Raw genomic sequence first — 21,511 nt, 5'->3', positions numbered from 1 at the left:
AAAAAAATCAATTCTTTTTAATTACGGCAACAATTATTTCATCATAAATATCTATTATTTGATGTTTTGTGGAATAATAATCTTAAAAAAATAAGTTTTAATGAATAATCTCTGGTTTGAGAGATAAAAGTTCAATATATTTGTGATACCAGATGTAGCTCATTAATAATAAACTTCGATGAAAAGATATCCGACCTTTTTATTAGCATTACTTTTTCCAATTACCCTATACAGCCAGCAGAACCTTACTGCTGATGAATTATTTGTTAAAGCCCGTACCACTGCTTTTGAACAGAAAGACTATGTTACATCTATTGCCCTGGCAAAAGAGGCATTGGAAAAAGCTCCCAATTATACTGATATTTCCGTTTTTCTGGGAAGGTTATATACCTGGAACAAAGATCTGGCTGCAGCAAGAGCAGTATTTGAAGATCTCGGAAAAAGAGAGGTTCAGGATGAAGACTATTTTCTGGCGTATGCTTCATTGGAATACTGGAATGATCAGAATACAAAAGCTATCGAAATTATAGATAAAGGACTTTCTTATCATTCTAAATCAGAAGCATTGCTGCTACTTAAGGCTAAAGTATATTTTGGAATGGATAATTATGAGGAAGCTGATAAAGCAGTAACCACTCTATTATCGATTAATCCCAAAAATACGGAAGCAAGGGCTCTTGCTGTAAGAATCAAGGATCTGTCTTCTAAAAATGCTATTGGAATTATTTACAATTATTCTCATTTTGACAAACAATTTGATGATGACTGGCATATTGTGGGAGTAAGTTATAAGAGAATCACACCTATTGGTTCTGTGATCCTTCGTGGAAATTATGCGAACAAGTTTGCACAAGGGGGTACACAGATTGAGTTGGAAGCGTATCCAAGACTTTCCAAAATGTTTTACCTGTACGTTGGCGGAGGATATTCTGATGATGTAGGTCTGTTTCCGAAATACCGTACCGGAGTTTCCCTGAACGCCAATCTTCCTCACAGTTTTGAGGCAGAACTGGGCTACCGTCAGCTTCATTTCAGCAACAGCATCTGGATGTATACTGCTGCTGTAGGAAAATACTATAAAAATTTCTGGTTCAACCTGCGTACTTATATTACTCCTGACAGCAAAAACATTTCACATTCTTATACAGGAACGGTACGATACTATACAAAAGGAGCTCAGGACTATTTTGCCTTCCAGATCGGAACAGGAATAAGCCCGGAAGAATACCGAAATAACCTTCTGGAAAATGAGACCTTTAAGCTTAAAACCTTTAAAATAGGTGCTGAGTATAATTTTTCTTACCGCTCCGTCAATCTTTTTTCTATAGGAACAATGTATTATAACCAGGAATTTCGTCCGGGTGAGAAAGGAAATCAGTTTGATATTACTTTAGGCTATACCCGAAAGTTTTAAAACTTTGATTTTGTTTTTTTCTTAAAGTTGACCATTACCGAATCCGGCATCAGTTTTTTCGTGGAATAAAACTTAGCATTCATGCTTTTATACTGATTGAACCTGCCGTTGATTTTACTAATGGCTGCAGCGTCATTGGAAGCATCTTCTTCCATGTCTTTAAGCGTGAAAAGCTGTCCGTCATGGATATAATATTTTTCAGAAACAAAATCTATAAGCTGGTTTTTACTCTGCATCATAGGAATTCCGGCCTTGCTGATTTCAGAATCTGCGGAGAAGCCTCTTCCCACCCACGTTACTGTAGAAGGGGTATGGATTTTATAATTATTTCTGTAGTATGCTAAAATAGAAGGTGCAATATCAAAATGACTTACTGTTTTGTGAAAACGCTTGGATTCTTTTAATAAAGGTGAATAGATTAATAAAGGCACATGGAACCTGTCAATTTTAGATTCTAAGGTAATTTCAGGCATACTGTGATCTCCTGTAATGACAAAAATTGTGTTTTTGAAATCCGGACGTTTGCTGTAATTTTCAAAGAAGCCTTTCATAGCATCATCAGCATTCAAGACGGAGATGAGCTGATTTTTGTGAGCGGCTGCCCATTTTTCCTGTTCTTTGGTTAAAATCCCTGAGTTAAGCCTTTGGTTGTACAACTTTTCATAATAATCCTTATTGTTGATTAAAAAAGGATTATGGGTTGAAAGCGTAAGTATCATATTGAAATACGGCTGATCCTGTGGTTTCTGCTGCTGTTGCATTTTGCTTAAAACAGCCTGATCTTCATATCCCCAGCTCTCCCCGTTGTTGGCTGGAAGTTTACGGTAAGGACTGCTGAATGAGGCTTCGTCTACAATATGATCTACTCCACTGTAGTCCAGGAATTCGCGGTAGCGGTCAAATGATACATGACCTCCATAATAAAATCCTGTTTCAAATCCGTTTGCTTTAAGGATATTATAGAGATTGAAATTCTCCGGTGTTTTTTCTATTTCAAGGAAACCGTTTTTTCCAAAAGGAAGAGACCCGGTCAATGATGGTAATGCTCCGAATGTTCTTCCTGCCGAGCTTAAACTGTTTTCCCAATACAACCCTTTATTGGATAAAGAATCAAGATAAGGAGTGAAGTTGCCGATATATCCTTTCGGAGATGTATACGCATGTCCGAAGCCCTCCATAACAAGAAAAACAAGATTAGGAACTTTCTCAGATTTGTTCATATAAGATCCTAAGAAATCCGGGGTGTTTTCTTTTCTCCAGAACGGAAAGTTTTTATCGATCATTTCTGCATTGGCAATAAAATCTTCATTATCGCTCAACAATTCGGTGAGTTCCGGATGGTCGCTGATAAAATTGTCTTCATTGGATTTAAAGAAGTAAGCCCATTTACTTTTTGCTGCATTTTGATTAAACTCACTCTCAGAATTCAAAACCTTTGCTCCTACTAAATTAGAAGGAATAAAGAATGCCGCTAATCCGAAAATCAATAGTATCATTCCCGGATAGATTGATTTTAAAGCTGTCCTACCGGCAATCCATAAAGGAACAAGAGATGCTGTTATCAAAATTCCCAGTAATGCAAAGTTTTTGAAGTTGAGCATTCCGCTTGCCTGCAAAATCTGCTTCATCTCTTCTTTGCTGTAGTATAAAAGATCTGCACCCAATACGTTACGGCTTTCAGAAAAATATAGGAATAAGATATACTGTGTAACGGCTACAACAACCAGGGTTAGCATTCCCAGGATTCTTGCCCAGCCTTCTTTTATAAAATTAATAATCAGATATACAACTCCGACACAGAATGTTAGTTGTAGTGCAAATAAAATGTTTTCAAAGAAAAGACGGCCAATAATGGCTGAAGTTTCAAATTTTGGAAAGGTATATTTGTACCATAGAGATTCTGCGGTTACTCCTATTAAAAATAAAGCAAAGAAAACCAAGGCGAGCATTCCCCATTTTTTGAGTCCTACCTGAAGAATAGCATATATTCTTTCTTTCAGTGGTAAATGCTGTGTGCTTTGATTGAAACCTTGCCTTGTCATTTCACCCCAGCCATGAGATTTTTTGAAATAATCTATAAATCCGTTAACTCCTGCTTTTACCACAATGGGATGAAAATAAAAAGGTTCGGAAAAAGCTGTGAAAATTAATCTAAAAAAGTCTTTTCTTTTGGTATAGACCTGATGGCTTACGAGATCCACCAGTATCGCATAGATGGAATATAAGAATCCCATTGAAATCACGAGGGCGAACAGAACGATAAAGAACGGCCAGTTGATAATCCCCAGCAATAAAAAGATGATAAAGATAATATATCCTGAAAATTCGATGAGCGGACCGAGAAATTCAAAGAAGAACCAATAAGGAAGGCTTACCATTCCCAGTTTTTTATACTTCGGATTGAACATCATCTTTCTGTGTTTCCACAGGGTTTCCATGGTACCGCGCATCCATCTGTTTCGTTGTTTTCTAAGAATGTCTTTGGATTCGGGAACTTCTGTCCAGCATAGAGGATCCGGAATAGTAAGTACTTCGTAAGGCTCATTTTTTTCCTCCATGTACTTTCTCATTCTTACCACCAGCTCCATGTCCTCTCCCACTGTATTTTTATCATAACCACCGCACGCCAGTACAATTTTTCGGTCAAAGACTCCGAAAGCTCCGGAGATCAAAATCAATCCTGATGCTCTGGACCATGCCATACGTCCAAGGACAAAAGCCCGGATATATTCCAATGCCTGTGTTCTTCCCAGAAGAGATTTCGGCATATTGACACTTACTACTTTTCCGTTTTCAATAACACAATTGTTGGCCAGACGAATCACTCCACCGCAGGCAATGAACTTTTTATCAGTCTGCTCCAACATTGGTTTTGCGAGCTTTAAAATCGAATCCTGTTCCAGAATACAGTCTACATCAATGCAGACCAGATATTCACCGGAAGAAATATTAACGCCAACATTCAAAGCATCCGCCTTTCCTCCGTTTTCTTTATCAACAACAATCAGTTTTTTGAAGGCCGGATTTTTACTTTTATACACTCCTCTTACCGCATTGGTTTCTATTTTCCCCTGAATAAAATAAGCTACAGATTCAAGTTCGTAAGCTTCGATCAGCTTTTGAATGGAATCATCCTTGCTTCCGTCATTTACAATGATAATTTCAAGATTATGATAGTAAAGAGATAAGAGAGAACGTACATTTTCCACAATGGTCATCCCTTCATTATAGGCCGGAGCAATAACGCTGAATACCGGAGCATTGGGATTGGCCGCAATGATGCTGTAGTCTGTGAATGTATTTTCTTTTTTATAACGCAATACAGCACCCAACGCATAAATTCCTATCCAGCCATAGATAAGGGTTACTGCTGTTCCGTAAACCAAAAACAGCCAAATAACAACTTCATAGATGATGTGTGAGAATTCTAACATACTTTTTCCTGTAATGCGTATTTAATAATTTGAATGAGTTCTTCTGAAGAGGTTTCTTTTTTAGATATTTCTGCCAGATATTCCTGTTGCTCCAAAGCACATAAAGCTTCTGCTGCATGCACTTTTATTCCAGAGTCTGTGTTATTTAATAATTGATCTTTAAGAAAATCTGTACTGCATTGATCTTTTGACTTTTTCATGACTTTCAGAATCTCTTTCTGTACTTCAACCGGCTGATGTGGATAGGTTTCCATAAGATGAGCAATGGTGGAAGAATTTTCCAGTGATAATAAAGTTTGTACGGTCTGAATTCGTACGTCAACAGAAGGATGATCCAGGAGATTAATTACTGTAGAATAGAGTGATAATATCTGAAATTTCCTTAAGAGTTTAAGGGTGAAAATGACTACGGATTCATTAGAACTTTCCATCCAGTTTTTAATACTGTCCCCTGAATTTTCTGGAATTTGGGTGATCGAAATAAGCAAACGAAGCTGCTGCCATTCTGATATTCTGTAGGAAATGCTGTTCAGAAAATGAAGACCTTCGAATCCTTTAAAGTTAACCATTGCATACTGCGCCTCCTGATACACCTGAGATGAAGGATGGTTTAAAAATGTGGAAATTTTGGGCAATGCTTCTTCCACGTGCATCGCTGTAAGTTCCTGTATTCCTCCTGCAATGATATGTTCTTTCTTTTGATTCAGCTTTTTCAATGCTTCTTCCTGAAGGCCATATTCCCGGAATAAGTCTTTGAGTTTATTTTGTGCAGCTCCGGAAAATTTTTTCTCGGATTCTGCCAGTTTCTGAAGGAACAGATTTCTGAATGAAGGACTGCCGGAAGCTACTGAAAAGGTAGTGTCTGCAGGCATTTCTTCTTCGCCATATACAATCACTTCTGAGATTTTTTTATTGATCACTTCAGACCATCTGAAGGCCTGAACAGATTCTCTGTACTGATAAAAGCTGTAAATCAGTACAGCAATAATCAGTAAGAGTACTAAAGATAGCATTCCCAGAAAAACAAGAAAAAGAAAATGCACAGAAGTGGTGAGAAACATGGTTGTAGCTTATTTTAAAGAAAATCTTTTTATTCTTAATATCAATTCATTGGGACTGAATGGTTTTACAATAAAATCGGCAGCTCCGAGGTCAAAAGCATTCAGTACTACTTCTTCCTGCCCCATACTGGAAAGCATGATCACCGGTACCTGCTTGCCCATGGTTTTAATGGCTGAAAGTATTTCAATTCCTGAGGCAAACGGCATCATAATATCTGTGATGGCCAGATCTACATCTCTGGTTTTAAGGGTTTCGATAGCGTCTTTCCCGTTTCGGGTCAGGATCACTTCATGCCCTTCTTTTAATAATTTGTGTTCAATCGTTTTTAGAATCAGTTCGTCGTCTTCGGCGATTAGAATCAGCATAATTTTAGTTTTTTATTGTATTAGATTTTTAATTAATTGTAATCCTGTTGTTATTTCGCGGATAATTTCTTCTTCCATGGACATAAAATCCATGTCGGGCTCTGCTTTTTTCTCCCAGCTGGCAGTACGTTCTGCAAGTTTTACCAATCCTGCTGTTCCTGCCGTTCCTTTGAGTTTGTGAAGAATCAGTTTCAGGTTGGTACTGTCTTTTTCAGCGGTACTTTTTTTGATATTTTCTTCAGCCTGATTAAGTTGCTCTATGACAAGATTTAAGAATATTTTTCTGAAATCTTCATCATCGTCACCTATTTGTTCGTTCAGGAGATTTATATCAAGGTAATTTTCCTGATGGGAAGAATCTTTAACAGGGTTATTATTTTCGTTAATGATATACTTTTTAAGCATTTCCAGCAGATCTGCCTGTCTTAAAGGTTTAGGAAGGAAGTCATTCATCCCGGAATCCAGACATTTTTCTTTCTCTCCCAGCACATTACCTGCCGTTACCCCGATAATCGGAACATTGGAATATTCCGGGAGTAATCGGATTTGTTTGGTAGCTTCAATACCATCCATTACCGGCATCTGAACATCCATTAAAATGATATTGAATGCCTTTTCTTTACACTGCAAAAGTGCCTGAAGTCCATCCGTAGCTTCTGTAAGATGTGCATCAGGGACCAATGAACGCATCATTTTGTGGTTAAGAACCATATTGACAGGGTTGTCATCTACCAATAAAACCTGCGGTGCCTGCATCAGTATGGAGGCTTCTGTTTCCGGTTGTGCAATGCTGGTTACCTCCTTTTCAGTATTTTTTACAGCTCGTCTCAATGTTTTATAGAGTTCTTCAGACTTGATAGGTTTCAGCAGGAAGAATGAATTGTTTTCCTGACGGAAAGAATTGATCACATCGTGTTCCTCAGAAGACGTATGAAGGATAATCAGAGGAGATGATTCATTTTGTTTGTTAAAGAGTTCTTTGATTTTTTCTATCGTTTCCAGACCGGAAATGATAGGCATATGGTAATCCATCAGAATAACATCAAAACGCTCTCCTGCAAGTAATATCTGAAGAGCTTCCATTCCATTGGCTGCTAGCTTTGAATCTATATTTTTATAAGCAAGCATGTGTTGAATGATAATTCTGTTCGCTTCATTATCATCTACAATAAGTACTTTGCTTATTTTCAGATCTTCGTCTTCATGACGATCAGATAGTTCATAAGGAACCTCTAAGTCAAAATAGAAAACAGAACCTTTTTGAACTTCGCTCACCAATGACAGGCTGCTTCCCATATATTTCAGAATATTATTGGAAATGGTCAATCCGAGACCCGTTCCTCCATACGTCTTACTGATAGAGCTGTTTTCCTGCGTAAAGGCATTGAAAATATGGTGTTGCTTTTCCTTAGGAATACCAATTCCGGTATCTCTTACAGAAAATCTAAGTTTGATATTCTTGCTGTCCAGATTCAGTTTTTCTACTTTAAGCTCTATTTCTCCCTGTGCTGTAAATTTCACGGCATTCCCAAGAAGATTGACCAAAATTTGTTTCAACCTTGATTCATCCAGCCAGATGGTTTCAGGAAGTCCCTGCTCTATATTGAGGAGTAATTCTATATTTTTTTTCTGTGACTGGTAAAGGATTACATTGATCACCTGACTTACCATGTCATAAATATTGGATTTTTCAATGATAAGATCCATTTTTCCGGATTCTACCTTGGAGAAATCAAGAATATCGTTGATGATATTCAATAAATTCTCTCCTGATTCATTGATATAATTGAGGTATTGAGTCTGTATATCATTCAACGGAGTTTTTAAAAGAAGGTCGGAAAAACCAATAACACCATTCAGCGGAGTCCGGATTTCATGGCTCATGTTGGCTAAGAATTCAGACTTTGCTTTGCTGGCAATATCTGCCATTTTCTTGGCATTTTTCAGTTCTTTATTGATTTTTACAGAAGCTGTAATATTCTGTGCAGAAACAATAATTCCTCCGATAACATTATTGGAAAGATACCATGGTGTCACCTCTACGCTGTAATGCTGAATGATTCCTGTACCCGGAACTTCTATGGCCATGTCTTCATTTTTATAGGCCTTTCCTGCCAGTGCATCCTGATATATTTTTAATCTCTCATCCGGTACATTGGGTGAGATTTTAAACATGTTCTCTCCAATAAGCCTGATGTCATTCATCTGAAACTCATCTTTCCAGCTTCTGCTTACAGAAACATAATTGAGATCTTTGTCAAACATGGCTACTGTAGCAGGTACGTATTTTACAAAAGACTGTAGCATAGCTTCTTTTTTAGCCAGTTCCAGGTAGATATTTTTGAAGATATCAATATTCTGAATGATCCCGTAGACTCTGGTGCATACTCCATCTTCAAATTCCGGAATACCTTTTACCCTTACCCATATCATTATGCCGTCATTTTGTACAAGCTGTAATTCTTCATCATAGGGAATCCCTTCTTTTATAGCTTTTTCGAATAAGAATTCCAGTTTTTCCCGGCTTTTTTCACTGTAGAAACCCAGTGCGTTTTCAAAATCAGGCTGGAAATTTTTATCTATCTTATGGATTTCTCTGGTAGACTGTGACCAGAGAACCGTGTTGTTTTTCAGGTTCACTTCCCATCCTCCCACTTGGGCAACGGCACTCGTTTGTTCCAACATCTTTTTGGTATGAACAAGATCTTTTTCCAAACTTATTCTTTCCGTAACATTCAGTGCGGTACTCACCACATAAGGTTTTCCTTCCTTGTTGATTTCCACAAGATTATGGTACATCCAGATCATGTCTTCACCTCCTTTGGTTCTCAGGATCATGGTTCCGAAATCTTCCTGATTTTTGTTGATTCTTTCGAGGTATTGTTCAAGAAGAGGCCAGTTTTTTTGGGGAACAAGATCTTTTAAATTCAACCTTTCTACCTCTTCAGTAGAATATTGAAGGGTTTCTCTTCCTTTTTCGTTGACAGCGATGATATTTCCTTCCATATCATGCATACTCATTAAGCCTATAGCGTTTTCAAAGAAGCTTCTGAAGCGGCGTTCAGAGCTTTCCAGTTTAAGCTTTTCTTCAATACGTTGGGTAATATTAATTCCAAAACAAAAAATCTCTGAATGATTTTGATTAAGCTTTAAATACCATTCAATAATGATCGTTTGGGTATCATCTATCTTTGTGGAAGTAGTAAATGTTACTTCTTCGTCTGAATTGGGAAGGTTTTTGGAAAGTAATTGGAGTTGAGAATTATGATTCCCTATCAGGTCCAGAAAATTCTGTCCGAGAATCTGACCTTTATCCATTTGAAAGGTTTTTTCAAAAGCCGGATTACTCTCTTTCAGTGAGAAATCTTTATCCAGAACACAGATCAGGTTATTGGAAATGGTAAAAGTTTGTTGAAAATACTCAGCCTGGATATTTTTCCTTTTACCCGTCAGGATTTTTGTGATCGCGTCTCCTATCTTTTTCAGAGTAGATATCTGGTCTTGTGTGATGGTTTTAGGTTTATAGTCGATAACGCAGATGGTTCCCAATACAAAACCTTCATCATCAATCAAAGGAACGCCTGCATAAAACCGGATTCCGCCCGCCAGAATAAGTGGATTTTCTGATGATCTTTCATCTAATAATGTATCATTGATGATCAGAATTTCTCCACTTGCAATTGAATATTGGCATACCGTATTTTTTCTGTCTACAAAATCAAGAGCCATTCCCACGCAACTCTGAATGGTCTGGGTTTCGCTTTCCATCATGGCAATAAGCGCTGCAGGGCAGTCTGTCACCAGACATGCGGTTTCTGCAAAAATGTCTAACTGGGGATCTTTTTCAAGGTTTAAAAGATCAAAATACTCCAGTTTCTTCATTCTCCCTTCTTCATTCGCAGGAATTGGATACTTCTTCATATACTATATCAACAATTAGAGACTTTTCTTTTTTGATTATTAAAAAATGATAATCAAGGCATTAAAGTTTATATTTTAAATATTTTTAAGTGCTTTAAATTATTATTTTAATAAGTAAACCAAATTACGAAATTATTTCGTATTCCGTTACAGGAAATTTGATAATAAAGCTATATGTGTGTTTATTTAAAATTAGCTGGGAAAAGTTTTAAATAAAAAAAGAAGTAATATCTATTATGAAGATAAAAATACCTTGTCTGATAATAAGATGCTTAGTGAATGAAATCTGCTGTATAATGCATCTTAAATATGAATATTTTTAAAGGCTGATGATTAATTATTAAAAAAAGTCCATTTCCGGAAAATTCGGAAATGGACTCACCACTTATCATCATCCAAATCACAACTAAACTATGAACAATGAAGCAATAGCCTGTGCATCGCTGCCACTTAAAATTTCATCATAAGCTGCAGAACCTGCCGCAGCACCAAATAGAGTTGCTGTGTTGTAGCCTGCCTGATTGGTATTGTCTTCTCCTGCATACACAGGGTTGGTGGCTGAAGGCATACTTCCTCCGTTAGCAAGCTCAATCCACCCTTTGTTGGCTCTCATTCTTCTTACCTGTGAGGCATGTCTTGCTTCAACGGAATGAATCTGTAATGCTGCCTGAAGCACCACTTTGTTTGACATAACATTTCCTGCCTGTCCTTTATAAGCCCTTACTCCGGTATCTTCAAAGGCCTGAGCAAGGATAAGGAATTGGTTATAATCTGTAAAAGGCATGAAATTTCCGCCGGCTGTAAAATCAAACGTAGGCTTATTTCCGGGAGTTGTTCCTAAAGAAGTCAGTGTGCTTTTCAGGAAACTTACATGGGCGGATTCATGTTTTGAAATCTGCATGAAAACGGTTCTGTCGGCATTGGGAATAAGTCCTGGTGTTGACAATCCTATGCTGTAGTATTCATTTTCCAGATATTCCAGTACCAATGCCAGTTGTAAAGCATCTGTGAGTGTACTTTTTAAAGCCATACCTGTTAATGCCGTTTTGGGAGCTTCTGCTTTGGCTGGAGTAGCCATCATTGCTCCTAATCCAAGAGGTACAGCTGCTGTAGCTGCTTTTTTTCCGAATAAAGAAATATTCGTGATGGTTTCCAGCCTTGAAGCTTCTGAAGTGAAAAATTTATCATCAGAAAGCTTATCCAGTAATCTAAGAATATTCATAATGTGAGTTTTTAAGGTGAATGATTAGTTGATCCCTCTTTCTTTCCAGGTAAAAGGTGTTTTGATAAATGCTCCGGCAGCCATAACAATGTCTTTTGGCTCTTTGGCGAGATCAAGTCCATTGGCATCTATCACATCATCTCCCGAAAAATCTGCAGATCCGGGATTGATTAGATTTCTGATGGCAGAGGCATGTCTGGCTTCCACAGAAACTATTTTACCTGCAATCACAAGATAGGCAGGATTGGAAATATATTTTCCTGCTCCATTATAAGCTGCAACACCGGTATCTTCCAATGCTTTTGCGGTAGCCAATACTGAATTCCGGTCATTAAAATTCACATTCGGATACTGGAATTCAAGTTTAGGAAGCACGTGATCTGTAGCACCGCTAATCGCAACTTTGAAGAAATCACGATGAATCACCTCATGATGGTAGAGATCTGTAAAAACCTCTTTTTCAATACTGGAAATTCCTGTATAAAAATTGTTCACCACTTTCGTATAAAAATCGGCTTCAAGCTGTTCTAAAGCATAGGCATAATTGAGTACGCCTACATCTCCTGTTCCAAGATCATACTTGGATTCTTCTATAATCTGGAAGTCATCATCATTACATCCGATGATGGTAAGGCCTGCAATGGCTAATCCTACTCCACCTAATTTTAAAAAGTTTCTTCTGCTGGTATCAAGGGTGGCACCTTGATTAGAAACCTGAATTGTTTTTTTCATACTATTAATTTTTTTAGTGTTAGATATAAAAGAAAGAAAAACAGCATACTGAATATGCTGTTTGAAATCTTAGAATTTATTATGGCATCAATACCGTATCTATTACATGAATCACCCCGTTAGATTGGTTCACATCAGCAATCGTTACTTTGGCACTGTTTCCTTTTGCATCTTTTATGTAAAGATCTTTACCTTTTGTCCAGAATGTAAGATTTTCACCCTGTACTGTTTTCATCATACTTTTTCCGTTCCCTGCTTTTACGGCTGCCCATATTTCTTTAGCACTGTATCTTCCGGGAAGAACATGATAGGTTAAGATAGAAGTAAGTGTGGCTTTATTTTCAGGTTTTACAAGATTTTCTACTGTTCCTTTTGGAAGTTTTGCAAAGGCAGCATCTGTAGGTGCCAATACGGTAAAAGGTCCTGCTCCCTGTAGTGTTTCTACCAGACCAGCAGCTTTTACGGCAGCTACAAGGGTTTTATGATCCTTGGAGTTGACTGCATTTTCAATAATGTTCTTGGAAGGATACATAGGAGCTCCTCCTACCATTACTGTTTTTTCTTTCATCGTTTGTGCAGTTACCTTCCCGCTGAAAGCAAATGATAAAACTACCATTGCTAAAACTGTGATTCTTGAATGTGTGTTCATTACGTTGATTTTTAGTTAATTATATTGAATGTGTTTTTAAAATCATTTACGAGGCTGGTTTTATTTTAGATTGAAAAAAAACAAAATAAATTATAACTATCTGATTTGTAGTGAATTATTTTTAATGAAAAATAAAATCAACCCATGAAATACAATTTTCATATTGAATATTTTTCAATAATTTTCAGAAAAACATGTACGAAATAAAAGATGTATTGGTTTTTGTTGACTATGTCTTTTATTTTATTACATTTGAACAGAAAAATAAACGCTATTAAAACAACCTATTCTGAAGAGGAACTTATCGTTTTATTAAAAGAAAAAAACGAAAACGGTTTTCATTATCTGTATGACCACTATTCCGGTGCGTTGTACGGAATTATTCTTCGAATCGTTCAGTCTAAAGAATATACCGAAGAAGTTATTCAGGATGTTTTTGTTAAAATATGGAACTCCATTCATCAGTATGACTCCTCCAAAGGACGGTTTTATACATGGATGATCAATATTGCCAGGAATACGGCTATCGACTATCTAAAGTCTAAAGGATTCCAGAATGAACTTAAAAACCAATCACTTCCGGATTTCGTATATAATACTGCAGAGCTTTCAACCACTAATAATTCTTCCGATTATATCGGATTTAATAACGTGCTGGAAGGTCTGGAAGCAGACAAGCAGGAGCTTATAAACCTTGCTTATTATCAGGGATATACCCAACATGAAATATCCGAAAAACTGAAGATACCGCTGGGAACGGTAAAAACGAAAATGCGGAATGCACTGATGAAATTAAAAGATTTGCTAAAAGATTATCAATAAATTGAACACTAAAGAATACATATCATCCGGAATTATAGAATCTTATATTCTAGGTCATGCTTCTCCCGAGGAAGCAGGGATTTTGGAGTGTGTGATGAAAAATAATGCTGAAGTAAAAGCGGCTTTTGAAGAAGCACAGAAAACTTTAGAACATCTTGCTACAGCTCAGGCTGTAACACCTCCAAGTGATTTGAAATCTAAGATTTGGAATAAAATTCAGCAGGAACAGATTGTTGAAGAAGTTACATTTTCTCCTTCACCAGATATTCCTGAAGTAGGAAGACAGACAGAAAATAATACAGAAAGAAAGGAGATTCAGAGAAGCACTCCCTGGAAAACATATGCTATAGCGGCTTCAGTATTATTTCTTGTAAGTGTTGGCGGAAATTTATTCTGGATGAATACGCAATCTGCCAATCAGGAGAAAATGGCATTAATGGCAACAGACAAGAAGAATCAGGATCTGGCAATGGAGAAAATGAATCTTAAGATTGATATGTTTTCCAATCCTGATATGCAGATGGTAATGCTGAAGGGCGTAGAAAAACATACAGAGGCCAAAGCCATGGTTTTCTGGGATAAAAAAACAAAAGAAGTCTATCTGAATGCAGAAAAACTTCCTAAAGCCCCTGAAGGTATGCAATATCAGCTGTGGGCGATAGAAGATGGAAAACCTGTAAATGCAGGAATGTACACTGAAGATAAAGACAGCAGGATTGCTCTGGCCAGTATACCAGAAGCTCAGGCTTTTGCTATTACGCTTGAAAAAGAAGGCGGAAGCAGCGTTCCGACTATGGAAAATATGTTTGTAATGGGTGAAATCTAAGTTTCACCCATTTCATTTTGTTTAATTGGTCTTTCTGTAATTATAGATCGCAAGACCGTTGAGGACAATGGCAAATCCTATCAGATAATAGAATTCGGTTTGTACTTCATAAAATCTACTTCCTTTCAATACAATGAGTCTTACTACTTTAATAAAATGAGTTACAGGAGTAAGGTTAGACATTTTCCGAGCCCAGTCCGGCATACTTTCGGTATTCGTAAAAAAACCACTCATCAGCATAAATACCATCATAAAGAAATAGGCAATAAACATGGCCTGCAGCTGGGTATCTGCAAAGGTGGATATGAGCAATCCCAAGCCGAGTAAAGCAATAAGATAAATTGCGGCAAAAACATACAGGGTGAAAAGACTTCCTTCCGGAAAAATACCGTAAATCACATACATTACGATGAGTCCTATGGTAAAAACGATCATTCCTACAATCCAGAAAGGAATCAGTTTACCTAAGATAAACTGCCATTTTTTTATTGGGGTTACGTTGATTTGTTCAATCGTTCCTATTTCCTTCTCTTTTACGATGTTTAAGGCTGTGATAAAACCTCCGATCAAAGTAAGAAGCAGTACTAATATGCCAGGAACCATATAGTATTTATATTCAGCTCTTGGATTATACCAGTTGGTTTCTTTAATAACAATTTTCGCAGGAGAGTTGTCTGATTTTCGGGCTGACAATTTAACATTCACATCCAGACTATTATTGAAATCATTGATCACAGAGAGTAAATAACTTCCTCCCAGTGATGATTTTGTTCCATTAATTGCATCAATAGAGAGATTCACCTTCTGGCTTCCTTCACGAACAAGATTACGTTCAAATCCGGGAGGAATTTCCAAAACAAGGTCAGCATTTCCCTCTTCAATCATTTTTAATCCATTTTTATAGGATTCAGGATTTCCAGCCAGTTTAAAGTAACCGGAAGACATGATTTTGTGAAGTAATTTTTGGGAATAGCTGCTGTGGTCATGATCTACATAGGCAATATTGACGTTTTTTACTTCGAAATTGGCGGCCAGAGGCATAATGATCAGCTGTACTATAGGCATTACAAACATCATTGCAAGGATTGTTTTATCCCTGAATATCTGACGAAATTCTTTTCTCAATATGAATACCATTATTCTCATGACAGGCGGATTTTAAATTTCTTCAGGGCAAGTGCCAGCAATCCTACCGACATGATGAGTAAAACCAACGTCTCTTTCCATACATATCTGAAATCAAGACCTTTCAGCATCACTGCTTTTACAATATCATAATAATATCTTGAGGGAAGAATTCTGGATATCACCTGAAAAACTACCGGCATATTTTCTACGGGAAACATAAATCCCGTTAATAATAAGGTAGGAAGCATCATTCCCATCATGGAAATCAACATAGCGGTCTGTTGAGAGTTGGTCACATTTGATATCAGCAAACCTAATGAAAGACAGGTAATAATGAATAAGATACTTTCTGCAAAGAGTAAAACAAGGCTGCCACGGATCTCTACGTCTAATAAATAAACAGAGAGAAGGAGAATAATGATAAAGTTGACGAGGGACAGAACGAGATAAGGGATGGCTTTTGCTATCAATACCATAACGGGTTTGAAGGGAGATACCAATAATATTTCCATGGTTCCCATTTCTTTTTCGCGAACAACGGCTACGGATGTCAAAGCAGTACTTACAATCATAAAGATAAGGGCAATAACACCAGGAATAAAATTAAGAGATCCGTTCTGCTCTTCATTATAAAGCTGCCTCATTTCGGGGATAATCTGATAGGAAGGTTTTATATTGGGACTGAGCTGCTGCTGGTAGTCTGCAATCATGGCATTGAGATAATTGGTAAGAATAGTGGCTGTATTCGGATCTGAAGCATCGGCAATAATCCGTATCTGTGCTCCGTCTGAGGTATAAAGATCTGATCCGAAATTCGCGGGAAATATTACAGCACATTTTATCTTCCCTTCCCTGAATTTTTTCTCGATATCCGGATAATTTAGAGAAGATTCCTGCATCTGGAAATAGGAACTTGATTTTATCTTTGAAATGATCTGCTCAGATTGAACATCATGGGCATTATCCAAAACTGTAATGCCGATATTTTTAACCTCACTGCTCAAAGCATACCCAAAAAGGATGATCTGAACAACGGGCATACCGAAAAGAATCAGCAGCGTTCTCCGGTCTCTGAATACATGATAGAATTCTTTTCTGATGAATACGAATAACTGTTTCATTGTTTAGTCTTTTTTGGACAACTTTTTATCCGTTGAGGTCTAGTCACCTGATCTTTTGGCTCCTCTTGCCAGTTCATAAAATACATCATCCATAGAATGGGTATTGAATTTCTTTTTAAGATTGGAAGGAGTATCCATGGCTTCTACCCTTCCATCTACCATTACAGAGATCCGGTTGCAGTATTCTGCTTCATCCATATAGTGTGTGGTTACAAACACCGTAATTCCATCTGCAGCAGCCTGATAAATCATATCCCAGAACTGTCTTCGGGTAATAGGATCTACGCCTCCTGTCGGCTCATCAAGAAATACAATTTTAGGTTTGTGAAAAACCGCCACTGAGAATGCCAGTTTTTGTTTCCAGCCTAATGGCAGGGCTCCTACCAGTTTTCTTGCTTCGTTTTCTAAGCCTAATGTAGCAACCAGTTCTGCACTTCTTGTCTTGATATCTTTGCGGGAAACTCCATATACACCGCCATAAAACTCAATATTCTCCAGAATGGTAAGGTTGTCATAGAGCGAGAACTTCTGGCTCATATAGCCAATATTTTTTTTGATCTGTTCCTGTTGTTTGTATACATTGAATCCGGCTACAGATGCTGTTCCTGAAGTAGGATAAGATAATCCGCACAGAATCCGCATGGCGGTAGTTTTTCCCGCTCCGTTAGCTCCAAGGAAACCGAATATCTCGCCTTGATCCACATCAAAAGAAATGGCATCCACAGCTTTAAAGTCTCCAAACTGTTTGGTGAGGTCTCTACAGATAATTGCTTTATTCTCCATGATTTACTTCTTTTTGTTCACGCATCAGCCTGATAAAACTGTCTTCAATGGTTGGAGTTATTTTCATCACTTCCAAACTTTCCGGATGATATCTTTCTGCTGTATCTATTACAGATTGCATATCTCCATCTTCGTTTAATGTAAGGTGCAGGTATTCTCCAAAAGCATAACAGCTTTCAACATCTTTGTCTGTACGGAGAGCCTCCAGCAGTGGGTAAATATTTTTGCTTTTAACAGCAAAAAGTGGTTTTGGAAAACTGTTGACAATGTTTGCAGGTTGGTCTACGGACATTATTTTTCCATTCTGCATCAAAGCAATCCGGTCACAAAGTTTTGCTTCATCCATATAAGGTGTGGAAACCAGAATGGTGATATTCTGCTGTTTCAGTTTAGCCAGCATATCCCAGAATTCCTTTCTGGAAACAACATCTACCCCGGTAGTGGGTTCATCAAGAAATAAGACGTCCGGTTTATGGATCAGAGCGCAGCATAATGCCAGTTTCTGTTTCATTCCTCCAGAGAGTTTGCCTGCCCGCCGGTTACCGAATGGTTTGATCTGTTCATAAATATCTTTAATCAGATCGTAATTTTCTTCAATTGTGGTTTCAAAAATGGCGGCAAAGAAATTCAGGTTCTCATTAACGGTAAGATCCTGATAAAGAGAAAATTTTCCGGGCATGTACCCTACTTTATTTCGGATGGTCTGATATTCCTTTACCACATCATGGCCTTCCACTTCTGCCGTTCCGCTGTCTGCCAGTAAAAGAGTGGTCAGAATCCGGAATAGAGAGGTTTTTCCGGCTCCATCAGGTCCGATAAGGCCAAAAAGTTCCCCTTTCTTTACATCAAAAGAAATATCATCTACTGCTTTTACGCCATTGTAGGTTTTGATTATATTTTTTACGGTAATGGAAAACATTTTCTGATGATCGTATTTAATTTTTAAAATAGTGTTTCTCCGTACATTCCTATCTTCAGGTAGCCATCATTTTTCACCCGGATTTTGATCGCATAGACAAGATTGGCTCTTTCGTCTTTGGTTTGGATGGTTTTTGGAGAAAATTCCGATTTGTCTGAAATCCATGTAATGATTCCAGGGTATTCTTTAAATTTTTTTTCTCCCTGATCGATTCTTACTTTTACTTTCTGCCCAAGTTTGACCTGTGGCAATTGCGTGCCGGTAATATAGGCTCTGAGATCTAGAGTGCTGATATCTGCTATTTTATACAGTGGTTTTCCAATCACCTGCATTTCACCTTTCAGCGCATAATTAACCAATACTGTCCCATTGATGGGATTGATAATAGTTCCTTTATTAATCTGTTCCTGAAATTGTGCTGCTGTTTTTTCCAGGGGAGCTTTCTCACTTAAAATACTTCTGTTTTGAGTACTGTTGTTGGAATTATTGACGGAAAGTTGCTGGCGGGTAGCATCGATCTGTTTTCTCAGCTGTACAATGCCAGCATCAATATCATCTAACTGCTTTCGGGTTGCAGCGTCTGCCTTTACCAGATTGGCGGTACGGGTACGTTCATGAATCTGATGATCCAGCTGTGCTTCCTGTACTGCCAATTGTTTTTTCACCAACAAATCCTGTTCATTGGTATTGCTTGTTTTTTGCTGTAAAGCTTCAATGCTGGCTTCTGCCTGTGCTTTCTGCAGTTCGGCCATGGTAACGTCAATACGGCCCACCTGAGCTCCTGCTTTGAGCGTAGCTCCTTCCTGTATGGAATAAGAAATTAATTCTCCGTTTTGCTGGGCAGAAACTATAACTTCATCTGCCTCAAAGTTTCCTGAAGCATCAAAATCGTCTTTGGATTTACATGCACTTAACAGGACGAAAGCACTTAATATGATGATCATTTTTTTCATAGGATTCGAGGATTATTAATTTCCGGAAATAAATTTCTGATTGTATCTGGCCTGTAACAGCTGAATCTGATGAAGAATCATTGTCTGATTGGCCAGGTGTTCTGTATTGAGTTTCTGAATATATTCATGGGTTGTAATCACGCCATTTTGCAGTTGGGCTTCTGCTGATCTGGTGACGGACTGTCGCAGGCCGATTACGGTTTTATCCTGCTCCAGCAGGTTGTTGTATTTTTTAATGTTTTCTTCCTGCTGAGCCATGTCCATTTTGGTATTGAGTAAAAATGTTTCTTTGTCCGTATCGGTAGCTTTTCTGTTCAGCTCCAGAATTTGTTTTTTATTGGAAGAAGTATACAAACTTTCCAGAGACCAGCTGAATCTTACTCCGGTAATAAACCATGGTCCGAATTTATTTTCAATAATATTAAGAGTAGGTCTTCCATATGCTCCCTGAAAGAAAGCACTTACCTTAGGCATAAGATCAGATTTAAGCTGTTCTTCCTGTAATGTGTAGACTGATTTCTGAAGATCAAAACCTTTCAGTTCCGGTCTGTTTATCTCTGGAGACAGGAGTTCAGGCTCCGGTGATTCCAATACTGAAGAATCGGTAAGTTCTTTTCCAATAAAGATCCCGAGCATTTTCAGGTAAGCGGCTCGGCTTGATATATATTCTGTACTGGCCATCTCTGTATTCACTACTTCTGCCTTCAGTTCATCTACATTACTGCGGTAGGCTGTTCCATATTGCAGAGCTGCTTCTGCTTTCTGTACCTGTGTCTGCAGGTTTGCTTTTTTGATTTCATTTTGTCTGAGCTGAGCATTGGTTAAAAGAATAGAGAAAAATAAGGCATTGATTCTCTGTTTTAATGTATATAAAGAAACTTCTATATTCTGGGTCTGCAGTTCAGTATTGGCTTTTGTAAGTTCCTTCTGGTTTTGTATTATACCACCGTCATATAATAACTGATTTACCTCACCCTGAATTTTATATTGATCTTTACTCAATGATGGAAGGGATGCATTGATAGGAAGAGCCCCTAAAGCGTCAGAAAAGCTGATGGTTTGAGATTGATAAGTTGCCTGACCGGTAAATGAAATTTTGGGCAGGTAGCCTTTATTCGCATTCTCTATTGTGTAATCTGCTGTTTTTGCTACAATTCCCAGCTTTTTGATTGCAGGATAATTTTCTTTTGCAAGGTGGTAACATTCTTCAAGCGTTAATGGTACAGACTGAGCATTCAGTGAGGTAACAGCTGTCACACTTAGAAAAAGCGTAAGAAGAGGTATATGAAATTTTCTACCCATAAGAATTGATTATTTTAAGTTAAAATCAATTTTGTATTTATTATTCATCGGATTTAATCAAATGATTAAATTCAGGGCAAAAAAATTATCCTACTGACATGGTTGCTTTTATCCACATAGGAATAAGTTTTTTGCGCTCCAGCATGAGCTTTTCAAACTCTTTATCATTCAGTTCACTGCTTCCCAGTAACATGGGTTTGGCAATAAAAGGAAATACGGTAAGCCCGAGTATATTGATCAGAAAATGTAGAGGATTGGGCTCTTTAATGCTTCCATTCTTTACGGCTTCCTGATGTTGTTTTAAAAACTCGGATGTTTCTATTACTTCTTTGAGAGGTATCTTTTGTAAAAGCAGATTAGGATTATTGCGAAGCTCACTGATAATGAACGTTGGAATTTCCGGTTCTTTGATGATGAGATCAATATATTTTCCTACTACTTCCACCACTTTCTCATCAATACTGGTATTTTTATCATTGAGTACCATCATTAAATTCTGAAAAAATCCAGCCATTGTTTCTATCATAATCATCTCAAAAAGCTTTGCTTTGCTTCTGAAATAATAGTTGAGTAAGGCCAGATTGATTCCCGCTTCTTCCGCAATATCCCGCGTTCTTGTGGCAGCAAATCCTTTTTTATAAAACACAGTACGGGCTGCTTCTTTGATTTTTTCTTCCGTACTGCTATCTATTTTTTTCATTCCTACTATTTTCTCTTACAAAGATATAAACAAAATTTTTATTTAAACAAATATTTTAATCATTTGATTAAATTTTATATAACGATATTTAATTTATTGATAAATAAGATATTGTATATTTTAGTGTAAAGCGTTTCATATGTTTTGAGGACAGAATT

17 protein-coding genes are annotated in these 21,511 nt (G+C 37.5%); 3 read left to right on the top strand and 14 right to left on the bottom strand.

The features are described 5' to 3' along the window. Window positions 1–178 precede the first annotated feature (178 nt). Entirely contained in the window at window positions 179–1,414 is a 1,236-nt protein-coding gene (locus ACMA47_RS13315; RefSeq protein WP_413930153.1) for a YaiO family outer membrane beta-barrel protein, read from the top strand. Here ACMA47_RS13315 and ACMA47_RS13310 read toward each other — a convergent pair. From ACMA47_RS13310 to ACMA47_RS13280, 7 genes are all read right to left on the bottom strand, one after another. After that, entirely contained in the window at window positions 1,411–4,848 is a 3,438-nt protein-coding gene (locus ACMA47_RS13310) for a sulfatase-like hydrolase/transferase (RefSeq protein ID WP_413930152.1), read from the bottom strand. The two genes, ACMA47_RS13315 and ACMA47_RS13310, sit on opposite strands and share 4 nt — an antisense overlap. Further along, window positions 4,842–5,909: a HEAT repeat domain-containing protein gene (locus ACMA47_RS13305; RefSeq protein ID WP_413930151.1), complete on the bottom strand. Its 1,068-nt coding sequence runs from the start codon at window positions 5,907–5,909 to the stop codon at window positions 4,842–4,844. The genes ACMA47_RS13310 and ACMA47_RS13305 overlap by 7 nt, the downstream gene beginning before the upstream one ends. Before the next feature lie 9 nt (window positions 5,910–5,918). Beyond that, a complete protein-coding gene (locus ACMA47_RS13300; protein ID WP_034697917.1) occupies window positions 5,919–6,275 on the bottom strand; it encodes a response regulator transcription factor in 357 nt (118 codons plus the stop codon). Between the two features lie 12 nt (window positions 6,276–6,287). Continuing rightward, the gene (locus tag ACMA47_RS13295; protein ID WP_413930150.1) at window positions 6,288–10,196 is read right to left on the bottom strand and encodes a response regulator; all 3,909 of its coding nucleotides are present in this window, start codon (window positions 10,194–10,196) and stop codon (window positions 6,288–6,290) included. A 406-nt stretch (window positions 10,197–10,602) separates the two neighbouring features. Continuing rightward, a complete protein-coding gene (locus ACMA47_RS13290; protein ID WP_413930149.1) occupies window positions 10,603–11,418 on the bottom strand; it encodes a ferritin-like domain-containing protein in 816 nt (271 codons plus the stop codon). A 24-nt stretch (window positions 11,419–11,442) separates the two neighbouring features. After that, entirely contained in the window at window positions 11,443–12,150 is a 708-nt protein-coding gene (locus ACMA47_RS13285; protein ID WP_413930148.1) for a ferritin-like domain-containing protein, read from the bottom strand. 79 nt (window positions 12,151–12,229) lie between these two features. Continuing rightward, window positions 12,230–12,799 carry a fasciclin domain-containing protein gene (locus ACMA47_RS13280; RefSeq protein ID WP_413930147.1) on the bottom strand — a complete coding sequence of 190 codons (570 nt, stop codon included), beginning with the start codon at window positions 12,797–12,799 and terminating at the stop codon, window positions 12,230–12,232. Window positions 12,800–13,051: 252 nt separating this feature from the next. Here ACMA47_RS13280 and ACMA47_RS13275 point away from each other — a divergent pair, with 252 nt between their 5' ends. Both ACMA47_RS13275 and ACMA47_RS13270 read left to right on the top strand, forming a co-directional pair. Continuing rightward, window positions 13,052–13,621 carry an RNA polymerase sigma factor gene (locus ACMA47_RS13275; RefSeq protein ID WP_413930146.1) on the top strand — a complete coding sequence of 190 codons (570 nt, stop codon included), beginning with the start codon at window positions 13,052–13,054 and terminating at the stop codon, window positions 13,619–13,621. Window position 13,622: 1 nt separating this feature from the next. After that, entirely contained in the window at window positions 13,623–14,447 is an 825-nt protein-coding gene (locus tag ACMA47_RS13270) for an anti-sigma factor domain-containing protein (RefSeq protein ID WP_413930145.1), read from the top strand. Between the two features lie 21 nt (window positions 14,448–14,468). On the opposite strand, the gene ACMA47_RS13265 is transcribed toward ACMA47_RS13270, so the two are convergent. The 7 genes from ACMA47_RS13265 to ACMA47_RS13235 form a co-directional block, all read right to left on the bottom strand. Then, a complete protein-coding gene (locus tag ACMA47_RS13265) occupies window positions 14,469–15,593 on the bottom strand; it encodes an ABC transporter permease (RefSeq protein ID WP_413930144.1) in 1,125 nt (374 codons plus the stop codon). Continuing rightward, the gene (locus ACMA47_RS13260) at window positions 15,590–16,696 is read right to left on the bottom strand and encodes an ABC transporter permease (RefSeq protein WP_413930143.1); all 1,107 of its coding nucleotides are present in this window, start codon (window positions 16,694–16,696) and stop codon (window positions 15,590–15,592) included. The genes ACMA47_RS13265 and ACMA47_RS13260 overlap by 4 nt, the downstream gene beginning before the upstream one ends. A 39-nt stretch (window positions 16,697–16,735) precedes the next feature. Continuing rightward, window positions 16,736–17,479: an ABC transporter ATP-binding protein gene (locus ACMA47_RS13255; protein ID WP_413930142.1), complete on the bottom strand. Its 744-nt coding sequence runs from the start codon at window positions 17,477–17,479 to the stop codon at window positions 16,736–16,738. Continuing rightward, window positions 17,469–18,398, bottom strand: a complete 930-nt coding sequence (locus tag ACMA47_RS13250) for an ABC transporter ATP-binding protein (RefSeq protein WP_413930141.1) — start codon at window positions 18,396–18,398, stop codon at window positions 17,469–17,471. The genes ACMA47_RS13255 and ACMA47_RS13250 overlap by 11 nt, the downstream gene beginning before the upstream one ends. Window positions 18,399–18,421: 23 nt before the next feature. Then, window positions 18,422–19,351, bottom strand: a complete 930-nt coding sequence (locus tag ACMA47_RS13245; protein ID WP_413930140.1) for an HlyD family secretion protein — start codon at window positions 19,349–19,351, stop codon at window positions 18,422–18,424. A 15-nt stretch (window positions 19,352–19,366) separates the two neighbouring features. Next, on the bottom strand, window positions 19,367–20,653 hold the full coding sequence (locus ACMA47_RS13240) for a TolC family protein (RefSeq protein WP_413930139.1): 1,287 nt from the start codon (window positions 20,651–20,653) through the stop codon (window positions 19,367–19,369). Between the two features lie 85 nt (window positions 20,654–20,738). Further along, window positions 20,739–21,353 (bottom strand): TetR/AcrR family transcriptional regulator, encoded by a 615-nt coding sequence (locus ACMA47_RS13235; RefSeq protein WP_413930138.1) that lies wholly within the window; start codon window positions 21,351–21,353, stop codon window positions 20,739–20,741. Window positions 21,354–21,511 lie beyond the last annotated feature (158 nt).

The organism is Chryseobacterium sp. T20, from assembly GCF_047345655.1.
In the GTDB taxonomy this organism is placed as follows: Bacteria; Bacteroidota; Bacteroidia; order Flavobacteriales; family Weeksellaceae; genus Chryseobacterium.
Note: the sequence above shows the minus strand (reverse complement) of the source record. Positions and strands in the feature narration are given on the sequence as shown.